Source organism: Paenibacillus sp. FSL L8-0435 (assembly GCF_037965655.1).
Classification (GTDB): domain Bacteria; phylum Bacillota; class Bacilli; order Paenibacillales; family Paenibacillaceae; genus Paenibacillus.
In genome coordinates this window covers 3,678,913-3,699,398 of record NZ_CP150185.1, presented here as the reverse complement: position 1 = coordinate 3,699,398, position 20,486 = coordinate 3,678,913, and the positions used below count along the sequence as shown (strand labels likewise).

General features: G+C 43.2%; 13 protein-coding genes and 1 pseudogene. All 14 read right to left on the bottom strand.

The genetic code is table 11. The features are described from left to right. Positions 1–7: 7 nt before the first annotated feature. Entirely contained in the window at positions 8–592 is a 585-nt protein-coding gene (locus NST33_RS15985) for a nitroreductase (RefSeq protein ID WP_313771457.1), read from the bottom strand. A gap of 11 nt (positions 593–603) precedes the next feature. After that, entirely contained in the window at positions 604–1,086 is a 483-nt protein-coding gene (locus tag NST33_RS15980) for a MarR family transcriptional regulator (RefSeq protein ID WP_221821406.1), read from the bottom strand. 194 nt (positions 1,087–1,280) lie between these two features. Then, positions 1,281–1,470 (bottom strand): annotated as a pseudogene (gene tnpA / locus NST33_RS15975) (IS200/IS605 family transposase); the annotation flags it as partial. Positions 1,471–1,648: 178 nt separating this feature from the next. After that, entirely contained in the window at positions 1,649–2,611 is a 963-nt protein-coding gene (locus NST33_RS15970; RefSeq protein WP_221821405.1) for a glycosyl hydrolase, read from the bottom strand. A gap of 35 nt (positions 2,612–2,646) precedes the next feature. Beyond that, complete coding sequence (locus NST33_RS15965; protein ID WP_221821404.1) at positions 2,647–4,326, bottom strand: ABC transporter substrate-binding protein; 1,680 nt, start codon at positions 4,324–4,326, stop codon at positions 2,647–2,649. 65 nt (positions 4,327–4,391) lie between these two features. After that, positions 4,392–5,330, bottom strand: coding sequence for a carbohydrate ABC transporter permease (locus NST33_RS15960; RefSeq protein WP_076210480.1), 939 nt, complete (start codon positions 5,328–5,330; stop codon positions 4,392–4,394). A 15-nt stretch (positions 5,331–5,345) separates the two neighbouring features. Beyond that, positions 5,346–6,305: a sugar ABC transporter permease gene (locus NST33_RS15955; RefSeq protein ID WP_221821403.1), complete on the bottom strand. Its 960-nt coding sequence runs from the start codon at positions 6,303–6,305 to the stop codon at positions 5,346–5,348. Between the two features lie 184 nt (positions 6,306–6,489). Then, positions 6,490–8,652 (bottom strand): alpha-galactosidase, encoded by a 2,163-nt coding sequence (locus NST33_RS15950; RefSeq protein ID WP_339303966.1) that lies wholly within the window; start codon positions 8,650–8,652, stop codon positions 6,490–6,492. A gap of 65 nt (positions 8,653–8,717) precedes the next feature. Then, positions 8,718–10,289, bottom strand: coding sequence for a glycosyl hydrolase (locus NST33_RS15945; protein ID WP_339303964.1), 1,572 nt, complete (start codon positions 10,287–10,289; stop codon positions 8,718–8,720). 231 nt (positions 10,290–10,520) lie between these two features. Next, complete coding sequence (locus NST33_RS15940) at positions 10,521–12,068, bottom strand: response regulator transcription factor (RefSeq protein ID WP_339303962.1); 1,548 nt, start codon at positions 12,066–12,068, stop codon at positions 10,521–10,523. Then, the gene (locus NST33_RS15935) at positions 12,068–13,849 is read right to left on the bottom strand and encodes a sensor histidine kinase (protein WP_339303960.1); all 1,782 of its coding nucleotides are present in this window, start codon (positions 13,847–13,849) and stop codon (positions 12,068–12,070) included. Before NST33_RS15935 ends, NST33_RS15940 begins: the two co-directional genes overlap by 1 nt. A 265-nt stretch (positions 13,850–14,114) precedes the next feature. Further along, entirely contained in the window at positions 14,115–15,074 is a 960-nt protein-coding gene (locus tag NST33_RS15930) for a nitronate monooxygenase (RefSeq protein ID WP_339303958.1), read from the bottom strand. 38 nt (positions 15,075–15,112) lie between these two features. Beyond that, positions 15,113–16,240, bottom strand: a complete 1,128-nt coding sequence (locus NST33_RS15925) for an NtaA/DmoA family FMN-dependent monooxygenase (protein ID WP_339303956.1) — start codon at positions 16,238–16,240, stop codon at positions 15,113–15,115. 403 nt (positions 16,241–16,643) lie between these two features. After that, positions 16,644–20,444, bottom strand: a complete 3,801-nt coding sequence (locus NST33_RS15920; RefSeq protein ID WP_339303954.1) for a GH32 C-terminal domain-containing protein — start codon at positions 20,442–20,444, stop codon at positions 16,644–16,646. Positions 20,445–20,486 lie beyond the last annotated feature (42 nt).

Below are 20,486 nucleotides of genomic sequence, written 5' to 3'. Positions count from 1 at the left end.
TCCTCTTCTATGTAGACTGTCCTCGCAATACGGTCCATTTCTGCTCGGCTGGTGTTCTTTTCCGACTTCTTGGCGCTTTGTCGTAATATCCTATATGAAGAATACCAACAAATCGTTCATCCTCACGTAAGCCAATTCCATTGAAGAACGCTTCATGCTGAATCATGGACTCTGTATCCCATAACATTCCTAACCCTCGTTCCCAGCCCAACAGTTGGAAGCTCTGCATCACCCAGCAGGCAGCCGCATAATTGCGGTCATTGGTCAGACGATCCGGTCCTACAGTCGACATAACAATGACGTGCGCAGGAATATCGGTAAATCTCTTTTTAAAAACATCCAGAAGTTTCCCTGGAATCAACTTGCCGAGCTTGCTTTGTGACATCTGTTCCAGCATGCAGTCTACCAACCGTTTGCGTGCTTCTGGAGTTCCGGCATATACTACACGCCACGAGCCAGACTCAACAGACGGTTGAAGCCTTATAGCCTTACGCAGTAATGCTACAATTAACTCCTGGTCCACCGGCGTAGAGTTACATTTACGAATACTCCTGCGCTCCCTGATCAATTCCGCCAGACTCAAATGCTTCACTCTCCTTTGTTCTATCTGGATTCAATATTCATACTGCTGTCTTGAAGAAATTGATGGATTACTTTTAGCTCCGTTTCCGAGTATTTGTCGAGAGTACGATAGAAGCGCTCAGCCTCATGTATATGAAGACGTTCATGCAGTTCAAAGATTTTTTTGCCCTGCGGTGACAACCGGAAATAACTTTCCTTTTTGTTGTCGTTCATTTTCGTCCGTTTGACGAATCCTTCCTCCAGCAGTTTGTTGCCAATTTTGGTGATACTTGCTTTGGACAAATTCATCGCCTCGGCAATACCCGTGTTGTTAATAGGCTCATGCTTGCCTATGCAATCTATCATATGAACCGCGGTCAAATGCTGAGGGATTTTCTCGATACTTTCTCGCTGGGCGATACTTAGGAAATGCTCGATTTCTGTATCCTTGTGGTTCTCATACACATGTAAAAAACGGATAAATTGGTCATAAAGCAACTGTTTTGTTCGATCTTTTGAGATCATTCTTTGATCGCTCCTTATTTACTTGTAAACAAAAATATCATTTAAATAGTAGGGTTTTTCTAAATAAACCCTTATATTTAGTTTACTAGTGAACAATATATCATGAATGATAATGCTTATCAACTTTATTCTCTGGCATTGCAACAACTCTACAAACAAAGACAGAGACCTGCGTTGAACTGAATATCTTTTATTGAGACTGCAATCTTCGTTGGAATCGCTACCAGCATGTGGACATGATCGGGCATCATATGACCTTCTATAATTTCTACTCCCTTGTACTTGCATAAACGTTTTGAAAATTTCGATTAAATCTTTTCTGACTTGATTATAGATTTCTTTCTGTCTATACTTCGGGGTGAATACAATGTGGTATTTGCACATCCACTTTGTGTGTCCAGGCTGTAGCTCTTGTTTGCCAACTGGCTAAAGCCGTAAAAATAAAATAAGGGCGGATATACTCCGCCCTTATTTTTCGTTAGTCTCACGACACACACTTAAACATGCGGTCCTTTTCCTTCGTTTCACGCCTGATCGGCTGCCAAGAGGTGTTTTTGAATATTTAATATAGCTTTGGTAGTTTGTCCAATGTTATAGCATAGTTACAGTGATATGCACTGCGCAGCTCCTCTTTTGTCGTAAACTTCTCCGTCCTACCAAAGTCCTGGGACCAAGTCATAAACCACAGCCACGGGATGCGCGAGGTGGACAAGCTTCTAATACTCGGAATTGGACCAATCTCCCCGATAGCAGCAAGTTTTGGAGTTCGTGTAACACCAACCAGTTCATCATATTCCTTCCGTAAATCCGTATGTTGGTGAGCTGGGGGATACATATCCCTGGAAATAATGTCAACCACGTCATCCCCAACGTAACCTTCGACCAACGGTGAGTTCCACACCCAAATTAAATTATTTAGATTATGATAATGCGTATACCTCTCATACATGATACGGTACAATTGTTTTGCGATTTCCGGGCCTTGACTGCCCCACCAGAACCAAGTGCCTTCCGCTTCATGAAATGGTCTCCACAAGATCGGAATACGTTTGTCGCAAAATTCCCGGAGGATATTGGCCATATGGTCCATATCGGACAACAGGGCTTCATATTCTATGGTTCCTTCCGTAATCGCTTTACTTACGTTAAAATTTGTATGCTCCGAATAGAAGCTTTTATCCCGTCCGCCAAGCGGTGAAAACCAATGCCATGTGAACGTAAGCAAGCCTCTGTTGTTCTCCGTCCACTCCCAGGCTTTTTGCAGCGTATCCTGGTTTTCAGCGATTTCCAGCAAACACTCTTCGCCACTATCGTCATAATTAATGTTTGGAGAATACCCAAGAAGCTCGAATCCGCATAGTGCCGGCCACTTCCCTGTTACTTGATAGATGTAGTTTAATTCTTCTTGCACCATGGTTTGTGTGTGCTGTCCCGTAATGATGCCAGTCCCTTGAATCTCGTGGAAATAGTTGAGCACAGAACGTACTTCTTCCGATGCATTAGGATTGCAAGGTATCGATTTCATCGTATCCTGCCTTTCTGTCTATTCTCAATTACATGCTATTGACCGCTCCACAGTTTAACACGGTCTTTCACATATTGACCAAAAGCCTCTTCCATCTCTTCCACTCCAGCCTTTTCCAATTCCGCCATGTACTCATCCCAGACTTTATCGAAATTTTCCGGTTTGGCCATTACAGCTTCGGGAATTCGTTTCCATGTGATATCCTTCATTTTGGCCATTAATATTGTCGCCTGGCTATCGCTTGGCAAAGCAATATTGTAAACGGCGCCGGCTTTTCTTTCAGGAAACTCTTCTTCTTTTGGGAAAAGATCTCTCCAATGCTCGACTTTGTAAGCGGCCAAAGCATCTTTTTCGGGTGCACTGTAGGTCGCCGTTAAAAGGTCACTGTTCGTTTTCGTATAATAATTCCCTGTAGAGTCCTTAATTCCATCACCATAATGAACCGATAGGTTCCAATACAGGCCGAGACCCGATTCCTTCATGTAAGCACTACCTTCGTTGTCCATCTTTTCTTGAACATCCTTCGGTACAGTTCTTTTTCCATTCTCTACAACGTAATCTTGTCCTTCGATCCCCCAGTTCATCAGAATCTGTCCTTCTTCCGAAGCCAGGTAATCCAAAAATTTGATTGCAGCCACAGGATCTTTGCACTCACTGGAAATCGCGATCCCATATCCTCCGTCAAACCCAGCGGACCAGAAATTAGTATCCTTATACTCTTCAGACAATGTTACTGGATAATGACCGTAAGTCCGGTCAAATTTCCCTGCAGCCTTCAATGCCTGTTGAGCATCACCATAGTCCCATGCAGGGTCGATCAGGCCAAGCACACGCCCAGATGAAACCTTGGATTTGAATTGATCCGTCTTTTGGACAAAACTTTCCTTATCCAATAAACCTATGTCGTTCATATGGTTCAGCCAGCGGAAATATTCTCTTTCCTCTGGACGGCGGAAATGATAAGTTACATCAAAAGTTTCTTGGTCCACATAGTACTCTCCATCATCCGGTGCACCTGTCGTAAAAAATCCCATGTTCGTCACCTGATACATATGCCAGTCATCCGCATTAATGGTTAGTCCGATATTTTTGTTACCATTATCATCTGTTGGGTGTTTAGCTATATAGTCTGTAAGGACCTTCTCGTAGTCCTTTACCGTACGAATTTCAGGATAACCAGCTTCTTTTACAACCCGATGTTGAAGTTGGAAGCCACCGTCGGCTTTGAATTTACGTTCATCGATAGCAGACCAAGTCGGAATGGCATAGATGGCTTGATCCTCCAAACTATATTTGGCACGAACAATCTTATCGCCAAGCATCTTTTTAATATTAGGCGCATGTTCTTCAATCAGGTCCGTCAGATTGAGAACTGCACCGACATCCACTAGCTTGCCAAGATCAGCCTTAGCAGCTATGAGATCGGGAACTTCACCAGTGGCAGCCATGATGGATACCTTTTGCACTGGGTCCCCCACTGCGAATTCAGCATCCAAAACGACACCTGTTTTCTCTGTGATGACTTTTCCTATACGGTCATTCATATTGTTCCAGTTAGGACTTCCATCCTCTGAAAAATAAGTAAGTGTGATAGGATTTGAGCCATCTTGACTTGCTGATTCCCCACCACCACTTCCACTGCAGGCTGCGAGCTGACTGAGCAACAGACCAGCTGAAAGTAGTGTTACTGCTGTTTTTCGGGTTCGCTTTCTCATAAAAACAACACTCCCCATGTTTCAGATAATTTAAGGATACAAAGTCATTTACGGTTAGAGTCTCATCAGCTTTTGACCGCACCTAGTGTCATGCCTTTTACAAAGTACTTTTGCAAGAATGGGTACACAATGAGAATAGGCACAGTTGCGATGATGGTAATCGCCATTTTGACAGCGTCAGGAGACACTTGCGACATCAATTGAGACATGTTTTCCCCACGTATATTGTTCGAGTTTGTGGTGGTACTCTGAAGCACTTTCATGAGCTCATACTGCAAGGTGGTCAGGGAGTCATTGGAACCATTATAAAGGTACGTATCAAACCAGGAATTCCATTGCCCGACAGCAAGGAACAAGGCTACGGTTGCAAGAGCAGGCTTGGTGAGCGGTAGTATGACACGCCAGTAAATGGTGAAATCGTTTGCCCCATCAAGCTTGGCCGATTCTTGCAAAGCATAAGGAATTCCATCAATGAACGAACGGATGATGAATATATTGAAGGCGCTTACGAGTCCTGGCAAAATATACACTGCGAACGTATTGATCAGATCCAGATTCTTGATCAAGATAAAACTAGGAATCAAACCGCCCGACACATACATTGTGATCGCCAGAAATACGGAAACAAATCGTCTTCCCTGAAACTCTCTACGAGCAAGTGTATAAGCAACCATCGAACCGCTTACTAGACCTGCCAGGGTTCCTATTAGAGTACGAAGCACCGATATTTTGAATCCCGTGATCAACCCCTCATAACTAAAGATGAGCTTATAATTTTCAAGAGTGAATTGTCTAGGGAAAATAGAAATACCGCCTCGAACAGTATCTACGGAATCGTTGAATGAAATGGCGAGCACATTCAAAAAGGGATATAGCGTCGCAATCGTAACGACTCCTATGAAAACATAAACAAAGGTGTCAAATATCAAGTCTTGGGGAGATTTTGCGCCTATCTTCGGTCGTTTGGGTGTGACGGAAGAAGTTGTCGGCTCGGATGCTTCCATGTGTGTTCCTCCTCCTTACATAATGCTTTCGTTAGCGAATTTTTTAAAAAGTCCATTCACGACGAACAGCAAAATCACGCTGATGACCGAGTTAAAGATACTAATAGCGGTACCAAAAGAATATCTCCCCATGGATAAACCGTAGTTCAACGCATACAGATCCAACACTTCGGAATAATCGCTAACCATGTGATTACCAAGCAAGAATTGCTTTTCAAATCCGATTCCTACGAGGTGGCCAATCGACATAATAAACAGTACGATGATTGTTGGCCTGATGCCTGGGAGTGTAATATGCCATATTTGTCTCATACGACTGGCGCCGTCTACCCTTGCTGCCTCATACAGTTCAGGACCAATCCCCGAAATGGCAGCCAAATAGATAATGGCGTTCCACCCTGTCTCCTTCCAAACATCGGCTCCGGTCACTATTCCCCAGAACAGTTGACCCTTGGCCATAAATTGTATCGGTTGGTCAATCAAATTCAGCCCCAAGAGCAAGTCGTTTATCGCGCCTCCGTCGGTTGACAGCATTTTGATGACGATCCCGGCGGCCACGACCCAAGACACGAAGTGAGGCAGGTAAGAAACAGTCTGTACGAAACGCTTCATAAACTGAACTCGTACCTCGTTTAGAACCACTGCGAACAATACAGGAAACACGAACCCAGCCACAAGCCCCATAAGGCTCATTGCCAGTGTATTTCTTAGCACCAAATAGAAATGCTCATCCTGAAACAGTGCTTGGAAATGATCGAATCCAACCCATTTTTGATCGAAAAAACCTTTGCCTGGTCTGTAGTTTTGAAATGCCATCGTCCATCCCCACAGAGGCAAATACTGAAATACAAACACCCAAATCACAAACGGAAATGACATCATGTACAGATATTTTTGATTCTTAAAGACTTTCCACTTTTGCGAATTTTTGTGTTTGCGTGTGCGGAACCTTCTCTCTTCTGTTATCGCTTTCATTTCATCCCCCCCTTTCCTCTTTCATCATAAAACGATTGTTATATTGGCGACATATCGGAGATCCAGTAGGATTTCATTCAATAATCCATACTGTTTTCAGAAAAGACAATTTTGTTTTCATAAGTTGGTATAATAAAAATCCCCTGCATTAAACCAATGCAGAGAATTTTTATTATCGCCATATTTATTGAGTGGCGCTCAACTTGAACCATGCACTGGTATAATCTCCTGTAAGGGGAGGGATGATCAAGCCTGCTTGCATTAAACGATCCCCGCCGAAAGATCCCATGTGTCCACTCTCTCCAGTCACTTCATAAGTATACGAATGATCCAATCCTTTGAGCTGAAGTACATCAGCAGCAGGAGTGGGCTTGGCTAAAACTCGAAAGTAAAATACGATAGCTTCGCATCGATTGTCCGAAACGAACATCCAGGATGTTTCATTGCCTTGAAAAGGGCTCCGAAGTCTAAATAGATCCCCCTGTTGTATGAGAGAACGATGTTCTTTGTACATGGCAACCTGTTCTTTCACCTGGATTTTTTCGGCATCCGTGAATTTGGTCAGATCAAGTTCATAGCCAAAGTTTCCCGACATCGCAACGTCCCCTCTGAATTTAAGCGAGGTATCGCGGTGGACTTGATGGTTCGGCACGGCGGAGACATGAGCTCCGATGGTACTGACGGGATATACCAAACTGGTCCCGTATTGTATTTTTAAGCGTTCCACGGCATCCGTGTTGTCACTTGTCCAAGTCTGCGGCATGTAGTACAGCATTCCGGGATCAAACCGACCTCCACCGCTGGAACAACTTTCGAATAAAATTTCCGGAAATGCAGTCGTCAGTTTATTTAAAAGATCATAGAGCCCAAGCACGTAACGATGTGCAATCTCCTGTTGATTCTCGGGTAAAGCCGTTGCGGAACCAATTTCGGTCAACGCACGGTTCATGTCCCATTTTACGTAAGAAACAGGTACGTTGGTGAAGATTTCAGCCAGTGCATCATACAAATAATCACGGACTTCCGGCCGTGAAAGATCCAATACCAATTGCCAGCGGGCTTCCGTCCGGCGACGGCCTTCAACGTGCAGGCACCAGTCGGGGTGCTTCCGGTACAGATCACTTTCGGGTGAGATCATTTCAGGTTCAAACCATAATCCGAATTGCAAGCCTTGGCGTTCAATCCGCTCTGCCAAATCACGCAAGCCGTTAGGAAGCTTTCTCCGATCTTCAACCCAGTCTCCGAGCGAACTATTGTCGCTGTCACGTTTGCCGAACCAGCCGTCATCAAGCACCAACAGTTCAATCCCCAGATGAGAGCCTGTCTCGGCAATCGCTTCAATCTTTTCTGCAGTGAAATTAAAATAAGTTGCCTCCCAATTGTTCACGAGAATCGGTCGCTCCTTGTCCCTATGCACGCCGCGGCATAGACGGTTCCGGTAGAGTCGATGATAGATTCGGGACATGCCTCCGATCCCTTCATTTGAATATACCAATACAGCCTCAGGAGTTTGGAAGAATTCGCCAGGAGGAAGCAGCCAACCAAAATCAAATGGATTCAGACCAATGCCCAAACGAACGACGCCAAAAGCATCCACTTCCGCTTCGGCATGGAAATTACCGCTATACACCAGATTTACAGCAAAAACCTCCCCATGATCCTCATCGGCTCCAGGGCTAACGACAGCCGCAAAAGGATTGTGCTGATGACTGCTCATTCCACGTTTGCTCCCAAGACTAGTACCTCCTGGGCCCAGGGGTCTGCGTTGAAGATGCGCCTCTCGAGCCCAATGACCCGCGAGGTATAACAATTCATAATGGCTCTTGCCATACAAATCAACATTGGCACTAAGCGCACGTAAAAGTTTGATCGTGCTGTGACCGTTGTTCTTAAAGTGAACTGACCTGGTAATAGCACCATCCCTGAAGATACAATATTTCAGAAGAACGGTGATTCCTGCGTACGCATCCTCCAGTTCCAGCTCCAAGGTATCTGCTTCATGGTCTGTTTCCGTATACACATACGGCAGACCATCAAGTGCTGGTTTACCAGCGCCGGTTGAGTACCCTTTGAAGCGTAGCTCTGTAATGCGGCTCCCGTCTTCAAGTAGAACTTGATAGGCAGGCGATCTGAAGTCACCTGTTCCATATTGTGGATATTCATGAGGCATGGAGCCTAGCTCCGTTTTTTCCAGACCTGGTACAAGTTTTTCAAGGTTTCCTTTCTCGGACAATCTTTGTCCCCAATATACCAGTAAAGGATAGCCGTCTATGATTTGAATAACATAACTGGTTACGCGGGATTGCAGATGAAAAATATGCTGTGACTCGTTAATATAAATAGCCATTACATGATTCACTCCTGTTAAACTAGATTGTTCCTGCTCAATACTAAAATGTATCCCTTTTCGATTTAGGGACTACCATACAATCCTTTGGGAAGTTCATCTAGCGTGATTACGTCGTCATGATTGTATACCTTTTTCAAATATTCCTTTGTATTCGTTTTTCTGTCGCGCAGATAATCTCCAGTCCAGGTATTGAAAAAACTCCAATGTGCGCCGTAAGTCGGGAGCAGATCAGGATCCGGAATAGGCCCGTTTTCTGCAAGCGCTACAAGCTTTTTGTGCTTGCCCAAAAACAAGAGTTCATCATACATGGCAATGTTAGGGCTATGATCGCCCGCTGGATTGTAAACGTCGATACTTACAATGTCGACCATATCATCGCCCGGGTACCACTCCTCCTTCACAGAGTTCCAAACCCAAATGAGATTGTTTAACTGATGGTGATCGGTTAAACGTTGGTACATTAGTCTATATAATTTTTTGGCAGGTTCGGGCCCTTTGGCTCCCCACCAAAACCAGCCGCCCTCTGCTTCGTGCAGTGGTCTCCAAAGTACGGGAATGTTATGATCCTGTAGCCGCTTTAACTGAACAGCGATGGCATCAATGTCTCGAATTAAAAGCTTGTAATCTTCCGATTCCGGATGATTCAGGGCATATTCTACATCGAAGGTCGTAAACTCGGTATTAAAACCTCGCCACCATTCGTGGCCCGGTTCGTTGCCGCCTATTCCCTTCGGCGCATTCCAATGCCAGCTTAATGATACTATTCCTCCGCGTTCGTACCATTCAATCATCTTCTCCACCTCGTTTGAGGTACTTCCATTTTCAACACGGGATGGAGAATAATCCATCAAATCACTGGAAACCAGCGCAGGGGATTTTCCTGTCTGCTTGTAGATCCACTTCGCATCTTCCAGTGTCTGCTGTCCTGAAATTATCTTCTTTCCATATTGGCTGGTCATAAAATCCAAGAGTGCTTTGGCTTGGGGAGTTGCTTTGGAATTACTTAAGGTATCCATCTTTATATCCTGTTTGGATACGTTGGGCTCTATACGTTTGAGCTTGATGTACTCAATACCATAGTATCCCCACCCCCGTAAGATTTGGATGGAGTTGCTGCCTTGGTTCAGAAGCACTTTGGTCACCTTTTTTTCAGCACGGACCTGCCCTGGGTTGGGAGCATTAAGCATCAATTCACCAGCACCTGAACCATTCACTTGAATAGAGGTCGTTTTGTCCCCATTCCCTTCTGGAATGTAATATCCCAAGCTCAACTCATACAGGCCATCTTCCGGTGCTTCAACCTTGAATGCAGCGCTTCCTTTAGCTGAATTATCCTCTTCAAAAAAATAAGAAATGTAACCTTTGCCATCATATGACTTGTCCTTGGCTTTGGCAGTTTTCTCATCACGTTTCTCAATCCCGTACCCTTCTAGCTGAGCATCTTTAAATGTTACTATTAATACTTGTGTTTGATTAGGTTCAACAACAAATCCAGGTACCGTAATGGCTGCTTCCACCCTGGAATGAGTGAAACTCGACATGATGATGCCCAAAAAGAAAAAAGCCGATCCTAACATGAAATAGGTTTTATTTGACGCTGCATACCTTATCATTGAACCTGATTTAGTCTTCATTTTATGCCTCCCATCCGTTCATTACATTCCTGTTATCGCTTTCATTTGTTATGGCCCCTCCTTTCGTATCAACTATATTGGCTGAGGAGGCTCTCGGACATATCACAAATCTTAAATCCTTTCATTCTAAAATCCTTTGTATTTTCAGAAAATACATTTCTTTTCATATGGATTTCAAAAAAACTCCCCTACTGTTCGTTACTTCCGTTCGTAGAGGAGCGTGGTTTAAGGTTATTCTTTTTTTTGATAAAAAGAAGGTGACTCCCCTTCTAGTTTCTTGAATTTGGTGTAGAAATAATTGACGTTTGAATATCCTACCCTTTCAGCCACTTCGTAAACCTTCATATCCTGAGCCAGTAATTCTTTCGCTTTCTGAATCCGTATCCGATCAAGATAGGCGTTGAAATATTCCCCTGTGTAACTTTTGAAGAGTTGGCCCAGATAGGAACTACTGTAGTTAAACAATACGGCAAGCATTTCTAATCTTAGGTTATCCCCATAGTGCCGATCTATATAATCCAGCAATCGCTTCATTTCATTGTCTTTACTATTGTAATCTGCGCATCGAGCGAGCCTCTCCATAACAACAGAAATACGGTCGACGAGATCCTGAATATATCGGGAATGATATACTTCAGCAAGGAATTGGGCCGGGTCTCCTGGATAATCGCTTAAAGACCAGACACGGGAATGAATTTTTCGAACTGTTTCATTAGCAAGATAGAAGAAACGGTCACGGATCTCCTTTTCATCAGCCTGATTAGCTACTTGTTGTAATGCTATTTCGTTCAAAAATGACGAGATTGCACTTGCATGCCCAACATCGACCAGATAATGCAACCTGAAAGCTTCTTCCTCCTTATTTGACATAGATAATACTGAAGAATGGACAGTTTCCTGTCGATAGCTTTCTGGTGTTTCCTCAGTGAGAAGCCTTCCTCTGTCATAGAAAAAACTACGCTCCAAAAGGGATTTTGCTGTTCTAAACGAATGAACAACTTCCTCAAGAGACCGCACGGGCTGCCCTACTGCTATGTCCATTTCAAATCGAAGCTCACCTGATAAGAGCTGGAGATTCTTGTGAAGCTCGGTCCATCCCAATTCGCTAACAGGAGAGTTACTTAGCAATAAAACAATGTATGGTGCAAAATATAAAACGAACCCTTGACGTTCCGAAGCGTAGGTTCTGCTGACTACATTTTTGAAATTCTGAATTTGTTCGCTTTCTTCTGGATCTGAACCTGAGAACCCGATTAAAACGATCTGATACGTAGTCCAGCTGATTTCAAATGAGTCTGACCACTTACTCAAAATGGAATCCTCTGAAGCATGATTACCGGTTAGTAGAGAATAAAGTATCCATTCCGGTGTATTCGTTTTTTGTAACATATTTTTTTTCTGCACGTTTGAGAGCTGTTCATGAATCTTTCGAAGTGATGCTGAAAGTTCTTCCTTGTTTACAGGTTTGAGCAGGTATGCTTCAACACCGAATTGAAGAGCTTGCCGCGCGTACTCAAAATCGGCGTAACCACTGAGTATAATGACATGACTGATCCAGCCACGGTGACGGATCTGCTGAAGGAGTTCCAATCCGTCCATGCCTGGCATACGTATATCAACCAACAATACGTCGGGAATCGTTTCTTCGAATATTCGGAGAGCCTCATTTCCACCAGCTGCCGTTCCAATCACTTCAAATCCCAATTCCCTCCAAGGTATTAACGTTTGTAACCCCAAACGTAGTTTGGGTTCATCATCAACAATGATCACGGAGAACATTAGGTTCCCCCTCCCTTCTTCGGAATACAAAATGTGATGCAGGTGCCTCTGCCCTCTGTGCTTTCAATTGAAAGCCTTGAACGTATGCCGTAGGTAAGTTCTAATCGGTCGTTCACGTTACGAAGACCAATACGATTTCCGGCTTCATCGGAGTTCATTAACTGTTTTTTTAACTCATTCATTTTCTTTGGAGGAATACCCGCACCATCATCTTGGATTTCTACAAATAACATCCCCTGATCGTTAACCTTCGTTCGAACAGTAATCAACGTTGGGCCCTCTTTGCGATCTAATCCATGGAGTATCGAGTTCTCAACCAAAGGTTGAATGATAAGTGGAGGAATTTCAATGTGTTCACTTGCTGGGTCGATTTCCATAATGTATTGAAGTCGGTCTTCGTACCGGAATTTTTGAAGTTCCAAGTAACACCGAACCATGTTTAACTCATCTGAAAGTGGAATCTGGCGACTTCCGACCTCTAAACTATTTCGGATCAACACGCTAAGCTGCCACACAGCTTGGGCCAATCCCTCTTCCCCACGAAGATGTGCTTCCATTCGAATGGACTCAAGTGTATTAAACAAAAAGTGGGGATTGACCTGGCTCGCTAACATCTTAAATTTAATATCATTTTGTTTTTGCAATAGTGTCTGTTTCTGCTGGTTACTTTCTTCCACTTCCAACATTAGTTCACTGATTCGATGAACCAGATCATTGAATTGTCTGGAGAGTTGGCCGATTTCATCTTTTCCATCGAGGTCAAGATAAGTATCCCAGGACACCGTACCTACTCGGGACATGTGCTTACTAAGTCGAAGCAATCTTCTCGCAATAAATGATGCCGAAACATAAACAAGCAAAACTGCGATGATTAGACATCCACCTATAACAAATGTAGCCAATCGTATGATAGCGTTTGCATCATGTAGAATCTCAGACACGGTAAAAACGGAAATGATACGTAGTCCGTTCCAACTATTCTGTGGAGTTATGTTTGCTATAACCACCTTCGAATTCTTCCCATCCATAACAGCTTCGTAGCTGCCCTCCGTTTGAGACAACATATTACTCCCAGCATGCACAGCAGCAAGGTTTTTACCGTAGAGATCAGGGCGGTTGGCTGCCACAATATTGTTGTTGTCATCCACGATCATCGTTGAGAAAGTCTCTTGGGATAGAATAGAGTTTAGCAAATCAGAATTCACATTAATCACCAAAACACTTTCATTTTTCAACTCATCCAGATTGATTTTTCGAACCAGACTTAGATAATGTTTATGATCACGCTCATCCTGAATATAGTCCCACCCTGCAAGGCCCTTTTGATTCAAGGCGGCTCTATACCACTCAGACTGTTTCGTTTGGTCGTCTGGCTGCATAAATTCCCAGTTATTGAGCATCGTTGAATTAGGCGTATATAACCGAATTGATTTTATTTCCTTATACAGCCGCATATAATCCCGAATGTCAGTATATTGACGATAGGTTTGGATAACTTCGTTATAACTTTCATAATTGTGGCTTGCTATGGACTTCATTCGGTTATCATTGGAGAGTTGATAGGAAATATCAATAGCTACATTGATAACTTCCTCGGTCCTTTTCTGTACACGCTCCACGTTATTGGTTGCTTGTTCAGCGGCATTCAGGATCATGACTTCCTTCAGCTTGCTTGTTAGATAGATACCACTTATTAAAAGCGGGAGTACGGCCACGGTAATAAAAATCAATGATAGCTTACTTTTAAGTCTGATGTCATTTAGTATTCGGATAAAGCGCATAGCACGGGCCTCTTTCCTATATGTAGTTCCGATAATGATGGATGAAATTCACAAATGATTAATATTGTAAATTTCCTTTTTACATAAAGCCAAATCTACTCTTCTCTTTTTGAATAGTCAATGAAACATTTTATATGGGATCGAGAGGGTCCGATTGGTTCGTAGTAAGTCAGAGTTATTTCATATCGAGTTTTTCTAACTAATAATAAACCAAGCAACCGATCATATGATCGGCTGCTTGGTGAGGGTAAGTCTATCAAGGCAATTATTTAAAATCTTGCATTAAATCATCGATGACTGCTTTTACAGTTCTAATCTCTTTAATTGGTGTAATTCCTGTGCCGACAGTAATATAGCCATCGTCTGTATTGCCTTCTAGCATTCCGATCCGCATTCCAATTGATCCACGCATCAATTTTGCTGTTTCTTCACGACTGGCACCTTGTTTATCCATATCGACTAGTTTATTCGCCAATTTAGTAGGTAAAGAACGATAGTATGCTGGTAAAGTACGGAACATTAGTAAATCTTCTGCTGTAGCATCTACAATCATTTGTTTCACCTTTTCTGCTGCTGGATTTTCTTTTGTTGGAATAAAGACACTGCCAGCAAACACACCTTCAGCGCCTAAAGCAAATGCGGCACGCACTCCTCTAACGTCTCCAATACCACCAGCTGCCATTACAGGAATATTTATAGCATCTACAATCATGGGAACAATCGAAAATGTTCCAATAACTCGTTCTGGAACCGTACCACCTTCATCAAATCCAGTCGCTACATAAACATCGATTCCAAATTTTTCTGCAGCTTTTGCATTTTCAATAGTAGGCGTAAGGGGTCTATAAACAATTTTAATATTGTTTTCTTTTAATGGTTTAAAGATTCTTTCATCCAGTATATCATTCACCAGAACAACAGGAACTTTCTCGTCAATAACTGTTTCTATAAGTGGCCATGTGTAAGCTAAATCACGATTCACGATCAATGGAATGCCAAATGGCTTATTCGTTAAAGATTTGGTTTTTTGTATTTCAGTTCTCATTCTTTCCGCACTTATTTCGGGTGAGCGGGTTATATCAACCTGACCGGCATTTGGACCTAGAAATCCTAATCCACCTGCATTGCTTATTGCTGCAACCAATTCGGCATTAGTAACCCAAGACATTGGTCCTTGTATAATTGGCTTTTTAATATCTAATATTTCACATACTCTGTTAGTCATTTTATCTGTTCTCCTCTTGTTAAACGAATTTTATATTATTACTTCGTGTATTTATTTTCTGGGTAAGGTAGACCTAAATTTCCCCGAAGTGTGTCGTCCTCATATTCCTTACGGAATATGCCTCTATCTTGCAAGATAGGAACAACCAATTGGATAAAGTCCTTAAATCCTGCCGGATGATCTTGTCTAATCAGCAAGATATCCATGATGCCTTCTCGATACCAATGTTCGATTTGTTCGGCAACCTGCTCTGCCGATCCTATCAATCCAGGTTTCGGCATTCGATAACCTTTAGGCATCCATGATTCAAATTCCCTTAGCTTTTCCAGGGCTTCTTGTTCCGTTCTACCAACGATCGGGTTGTGAGAAGGCATCATCAACAGGTCATATGGTGAGCGCCCTTGATTTTGAACTTTATGTTTAAGATCATTAGTGGATGCCTTGAGATATTCCAAATCATGTCCAGGTGCCATGATGACTTCGGCATGCTGTGCAGCAATATCCATGAACTCCGGTGAGGTGCCCGCTTGAAAGACCACTGGTCTTCCTTGCCTCGATCGACTGATGTTTAAGGGACCCTCCACGGAAAAGTAATTCCCGGTATAATCTAGCGGATGCATTTTACGCGGGTCATAAAATATCCCACGTTCCTTATCACGTATAAAGGCATCATCTTCATACGAGTCCCAAAGTCCTTCAACAATCTCCAAAAACTCTTTTTTCATGGGATAAAGATCTGCTTTCTTCAGATGGGACCGACTGTAGTTGGCTAACCCTCCAGGATTGGAGGTAATTGCATTCCAACCTGCTCTGCCCTTGCTAATCTTATCAAGGGAAGCGATTTGCCTAGCAACTGTGAAGGGATCAGCGTATGAAGTCGCTATCGTTGCGGTTAAACCAATGGAATGAGTCACCATACTCAATGCAGATAGAATGGATACACCCTCAAACATGCTTAGATAGTGCGGGATCATGCCAGGTCCGATATGACTTACGTCTGCCAAAAAGATCAGATCGAACTTTCCCTGTTCAAGTTGTATGGCTTTCTGTACGTAATACTCAATATTTTCACTGGCATCTGCTGGAATATGAGGGTGTCTCCAACCCGTGTAATTCCAACCCACGCCATCAATAATTCCTCCTAGTTTAAGCTTTCTTTCTTCCATAATAGAATGATCTCCTTTTCACGAGTTCACTTACTTTCCTTGTAGAACACCTAATTCCTTAGCCGATAACTTGTGCCCTTTCTTCCGACTCTCTTGATTTGGATAGAAGTCAGCACTCCGTTACTCCTTGCCCTCTTAAGTTTATTATTTAGCTTGCTAACTATAAGAGTGAAAATAGTTGGTTGTTGAGCCAATCTTAAGCGTAATCGTTTCGTTTGCAAAGAGGGCAATTAAAATGAACATAGTACATCTTTTTGTACGTATAGATTGGGAAAGGCCATCCTTTGTCGGATGGCCGTGTATATGCTTTGATAAAAAAACCTCCAGTTGCCGCCCCCCCTTGATTCTATCCCAACCAATATAATTGGAATATCTACGAGATGCGCCCCATGGAATAAATTTATTATTTCGTTAATATCCATTTTTGTCGATCAAGTGATGGATTCAGTTCACTTAGGAAGAGTTCGGTCCCATCTTCCGATACTTCTAATGCTTTTTGATGATGAGCTGAAGTAATATGAACTGATCCGTCTTTGTTCTGGCGAAGGACCCAGCGCTGGTTGTTGTACCCTAAATAATGATACAGCTGAAGTTTGTTTTGCCCTATATCCAGATCAAGCGTCTGACCGGCCGTAGTACGAATCGAATACGATCCTGCTTCGTCGCCTGTCGGAACAAATACCCACTTCTGGGTGGAGGCTGCACTTGCATCTTGTAAGGTAACCGGCTCCCCGTTGACAAGGTTGGCTGTGAAAATGGATTTCTGCGTTGCGGCATTTACAAGGCTGGACTTGGTGAGGTTTGCAGGTTCATCGTTGCTCACATTGACGTTCTGATAAGATGCGGAGCCGCCAAATACATGGAGTCCAAAGTGGCCTTCTGCAAAAGTACCATCCATGATATCTATGACTTTTTGACTGTCCACGTGTACTATAATATGCGGACCATTCGCTTCTATTTTCACCTTATACGTTTGACCTGGCTGAATGAAAGTTGGTACTTTCGCAAGAACCTGCCGTTCTTCAAATCCTCCGTTGATTTTATAGAACAGACGAATTGCCTTCATGTTAGGGTCTAGATTCAGATAGTATCCACTGCGACCATCCTCGCTAGCCCTGAACAAAATAGAACCTGCCCCTCCTGTTTCACTGAGCATCATGTCTGCTTCATACGTAAAATTCCCAGTCTTCTCTTTGGCAATATAATTTGCATCGCTAAAATGTTTACCCCGAATCCCATCTTCACTAACTAACCATGAAGCAGCAGTCAGATCTTTAGTCCATCCACTCAGGTTTGTCCGGAACTCGCCACCTGAGACTTTAACGAGTACACTAGTGGAAGTTTTGCCATTCGGAGTAGATACGGTGACTGTGGACTCCCCTTCTTTTTTTGCCTTAATAACTGCGTGTGAATTGTCTACCAAATCTATGGCTATTACTTCGTTATTACTGGAATTCCACTTCAGTGGTTGAACGCCTAAACCTGGTCCGTACTCGACCATCGCCTGCAGTGTATCCGACTCGCCTACCCCCAGTTCCCGAACCCTCGTATCCATTTTTATTTGAGCTTTTGAAGGAATGTCCGCATTCCAGACAGATTGAAGTTGATGCACTTTCAAGGAAACAACATTCACATTCCCGCCTTTTACGTAAAAACTCATCGCTCTACTAACAGGATCCGGAAATATAACATCTGAAAAGACGACTTTGCCGTCGTTACCAAAGGCTTCAACAGAAGATTCATCCACAAGAATACGCATCTTAATCCGGTTATTCTCCATTTGCGTAGGCGCTTCATGTTTCTTACTGAAAAGGTTAGAAAAATCCGTTTCACCGGATGCAGTTCGGTCCACAAACATACGACTATCACTTGCCTTATAACCCACGACCGTCTTCTGATTTGCACCCTCACGAATGTTAAATCCAAACTCGGTCACTGTGCTATTTTCAGGGATTTCAATTTCAGCTTCAATTTCGTAAGCACCTGAAATAATACCTTTTAGCAGATTCCCGGAAGAAGGACTCACCGACTTGTTGGAAGCAGAATACAAAGGTTTACGAAGTGATTCCAATTCTTTGATTGGACTTTGCACCATCCGAATTCCATCTTTGGTTGTTACCAATGATACTTCTCTCGGAATGGTTAGTTCACCTTTCCAATTGGACGTTGGGAAAGCGAACGGATAATCCCAATTCGTCATCCACGCCATCATCACTGTGCGATGATCAGGCATGTTAGCGAAAGACATCGAAGCGTAAAATTCTTTACCAAAATCTGTTCTTAGCACCTTACCCGCCGGATTATCGTTCACGAATTTACCATCAGCTGTTAAATGACCGATAAAATACTCGGCATCTGATCCGCCTGTTTTGGGATTTGCTCCTGTACTGATCATCATAACCCACTTCTTCTGTGACGTTCCGTCTACCGGAAGCTGGAACAGATCAGGGCATTCCCATACTCCTCCGCGGACGTAATCCCCATATCCCCAATTATCTGTCAATGTCCAGTCAAGTAAATTCGTTGACGTGTAGAAACGAATATGATCTCCTCCGGATACAACCATAACCCAGCGGTTATTCTCATCATCACGGATCACTTTCGGATCTCGGAAATCCCAATTCCCAGCTTCATTTCCGCTCTTACCCGGGTTCTCAATCACAATCGGGCGTTCCTTCGAATACTCCCAAGTACGACCTTGGTCTTTGCTATAAGCCAGACCTATACGCTGGTTCCCATTCGGGCTATCCGGTTTAAAGGAAGTATAGTATGCAATAAGGCCCTTGCCTCCTGAATCTCCGAATAAACCAGATGCATTTGTCATATCCGCAACAGCCGACCCAGACCAGACATGTCCGTGATCATTCCAGGGAAGTGCAATCGGAAGCCGTTTCCAGTTCAGCATATCTTTACTTACCGCATGCGCCCATGTTCCTCCATCCTGATGGAAGAGATGATATTCTCCTTCGAAGTAGACAAGTCCATTCGGATCACTCGCTGAACCACGTATTGGCGTGTAGTGATATTGTGGACGATATATCTCATTGTAATATTGGCTCAGTTCCGTCACATAAGTATCCTGAAAGTAAGCCGTCCCCTTTTTTACGACGATTCCAGTACTTCCACTCCTGTAGGTTGTATCTTTCACGTCAATCGCGGCCGTAGTGTACCCGTTCAGGAAGACCTGAATTCGATCTCCCTTTGCCTTGATTTCCACGTGATGTTTGGCTCCCGTCTGACTCGGATAAGTACGTTGCGAACTTGCAATTACGGTTCCTTTTGTATTCAAGCTTACACGGACCTGATCTCCTTCCTTCGTAAGAGTAGCTTCATATCCTTCAGCTCCATCGCTTGAAGATCGAAATGCGAGAGCTGCAATAGAATCAGGACGAAGGGTAATATTCCCTTCATAGACCATATCAGTCGCATTTTTATTATAGATTTGCTGTGCTTTGCTCTCCTGTTCTACCGTCCCTCTTTTTCCGTTGATATCAGGCTGCCATTTTCCCTTGCTAGAAAGCACCGTACCCAGATTACCTTTCAGATCGCTCACCACGATGTTCGAAAACAAGGCGGATCCATCCCATACATGAAGTCCAAGCTTTCCACTTTGATACGAAATGTCTTGAACATCAATTAATGGTTTATATTGATTGCCCCAATATACTTTTAGCGAGGAACCCACTGCCTTCACTTTGAGATGATAGATTTGCCCCATTTCAACAGAAACTTTACGCTCCTCCTTTAATTTCCCATCTCCATTTCTTGCATCTCTTAACCGAATCAGACCTGCGTCCGGAACGATTTGCAGCATGTACGAGCTAAAGCCATCCTCATTAGAACGAAACAACAATGTTGCGTCTGCCTTCGTATCCCTGATCATGACATCAGCTTCATAGATAAAATCATCGGACACCGTCTCTGAGATGGCCATTACATTTTCTTTAGGCTGTGAAGTTAGCAGGATTCCTTCTGAAGTATCCTCTAATCCCCCTTTTCCTTTCACTTGCCAGCCTATCAGATTGGTATTTAATTTGGATGCGCTTTCAAAAATATCAAGCTCCTCCTTTGCCTGTTTATTTGTTTCCTGATCAGCGAGTACAGCACTAGCCGCAATTGATTTAGATGTAAAAATACCGTTTGAAGTCAGAGCCAATCCGGTTGCCATCAGAAGACATATTGCGAATTTAGATTTATCGTTCATTCCATACCCTCTTTTCTAATAATATTGTAAAGTTATTGCCCC

Excerpts from the sequence above, each read along its gene's own strand:
- NST33_RS15960 (WP_076210480.1), bottom strand. The coding sequence starts at position 5,330 with ATGGAAGCATCCGAGCCGACAACTTCTTCCGTCACACCCAAACGACCG.
- NST33_RS15945 (WP_339303964.1), bottom strand. The coding sequence starts at position 10,289 with ATGAAGACTAAATCAGGTTCAATGATAAGGTATGCAGCGTCAAATAAA.
- NST33_RS15970 (WP_221821405.1), bottom strand. The coding sequence starts at position 2,611 with ATGAAATCGATACCTTGCAATCCTAATGCATCGGAAGAAGTACGTTCT.
- NST33_RS15925 (WP_339303956.1), bottom strand. The coding sequence starts at position 16,240 with ATGGAAGAAAGAAAGCTTAAACTAGGAGGAATTATTGATGGCGTGGGT.
- NST33_RS15920 (WP_339303954.1), bottom strand. The coding sequence starts at position 20,444 with ATGAACGATAAATCTAAATTCGCAATATGTCTTCTGATGGCAACCGGA.
- NST33_RS15980 (WP_221821406.1), bottom strand. The coding sequence starts at position 1,086 with ATGATCTCAAAAGATCGAACAAAACAGTTGCTTTATGACCAATTTATC.
- NST33_RS15950 (WP_339303966.1), bottom strand. The coding sequence starts at position 8,652 with ATGGCTATTTATATTAACGAGTCACAGCATATTTTTCATCTGCAATCC.
- NST33_RS15965 (WP_221821404.1), bottom strand. The coding sequence starts at position 4,326 with ATGAGAAAGCGAACCCGAAAAACAGCAGTAACACTACTTTCAGCTGGT.
- NST33_RS15930 (WP_339303958.1), bottom strand. The coding sequence starts at position 15,074 with ATGACTAACAGAGTATGTGAAATATTAGATATTAAAAAGCCAATTATA.
- NST33_RS15940 (WP_339303962.1), bottom strand. The coding sequence starts at position 12,068 with ATGTTCTCCGTGATCATTGTTGATGATGAACCCAAACTACGTTTGGGG.
- NST33_RS15935 (WP_339303960.1), bottom strand. The coding sequence starts at position 13,849 with ATGCGCTTTATCCGAATACTAAATGACATCAGACTTAAAAGTAAGCTA.
- NST33_RS15955 (WP_221821403.1), bottom strand. The coding sequence starts at position 6,305 with ATGAAAGCGATAACAGAAGAGAGAAGGTTCCGCACACGCAAACACAAA.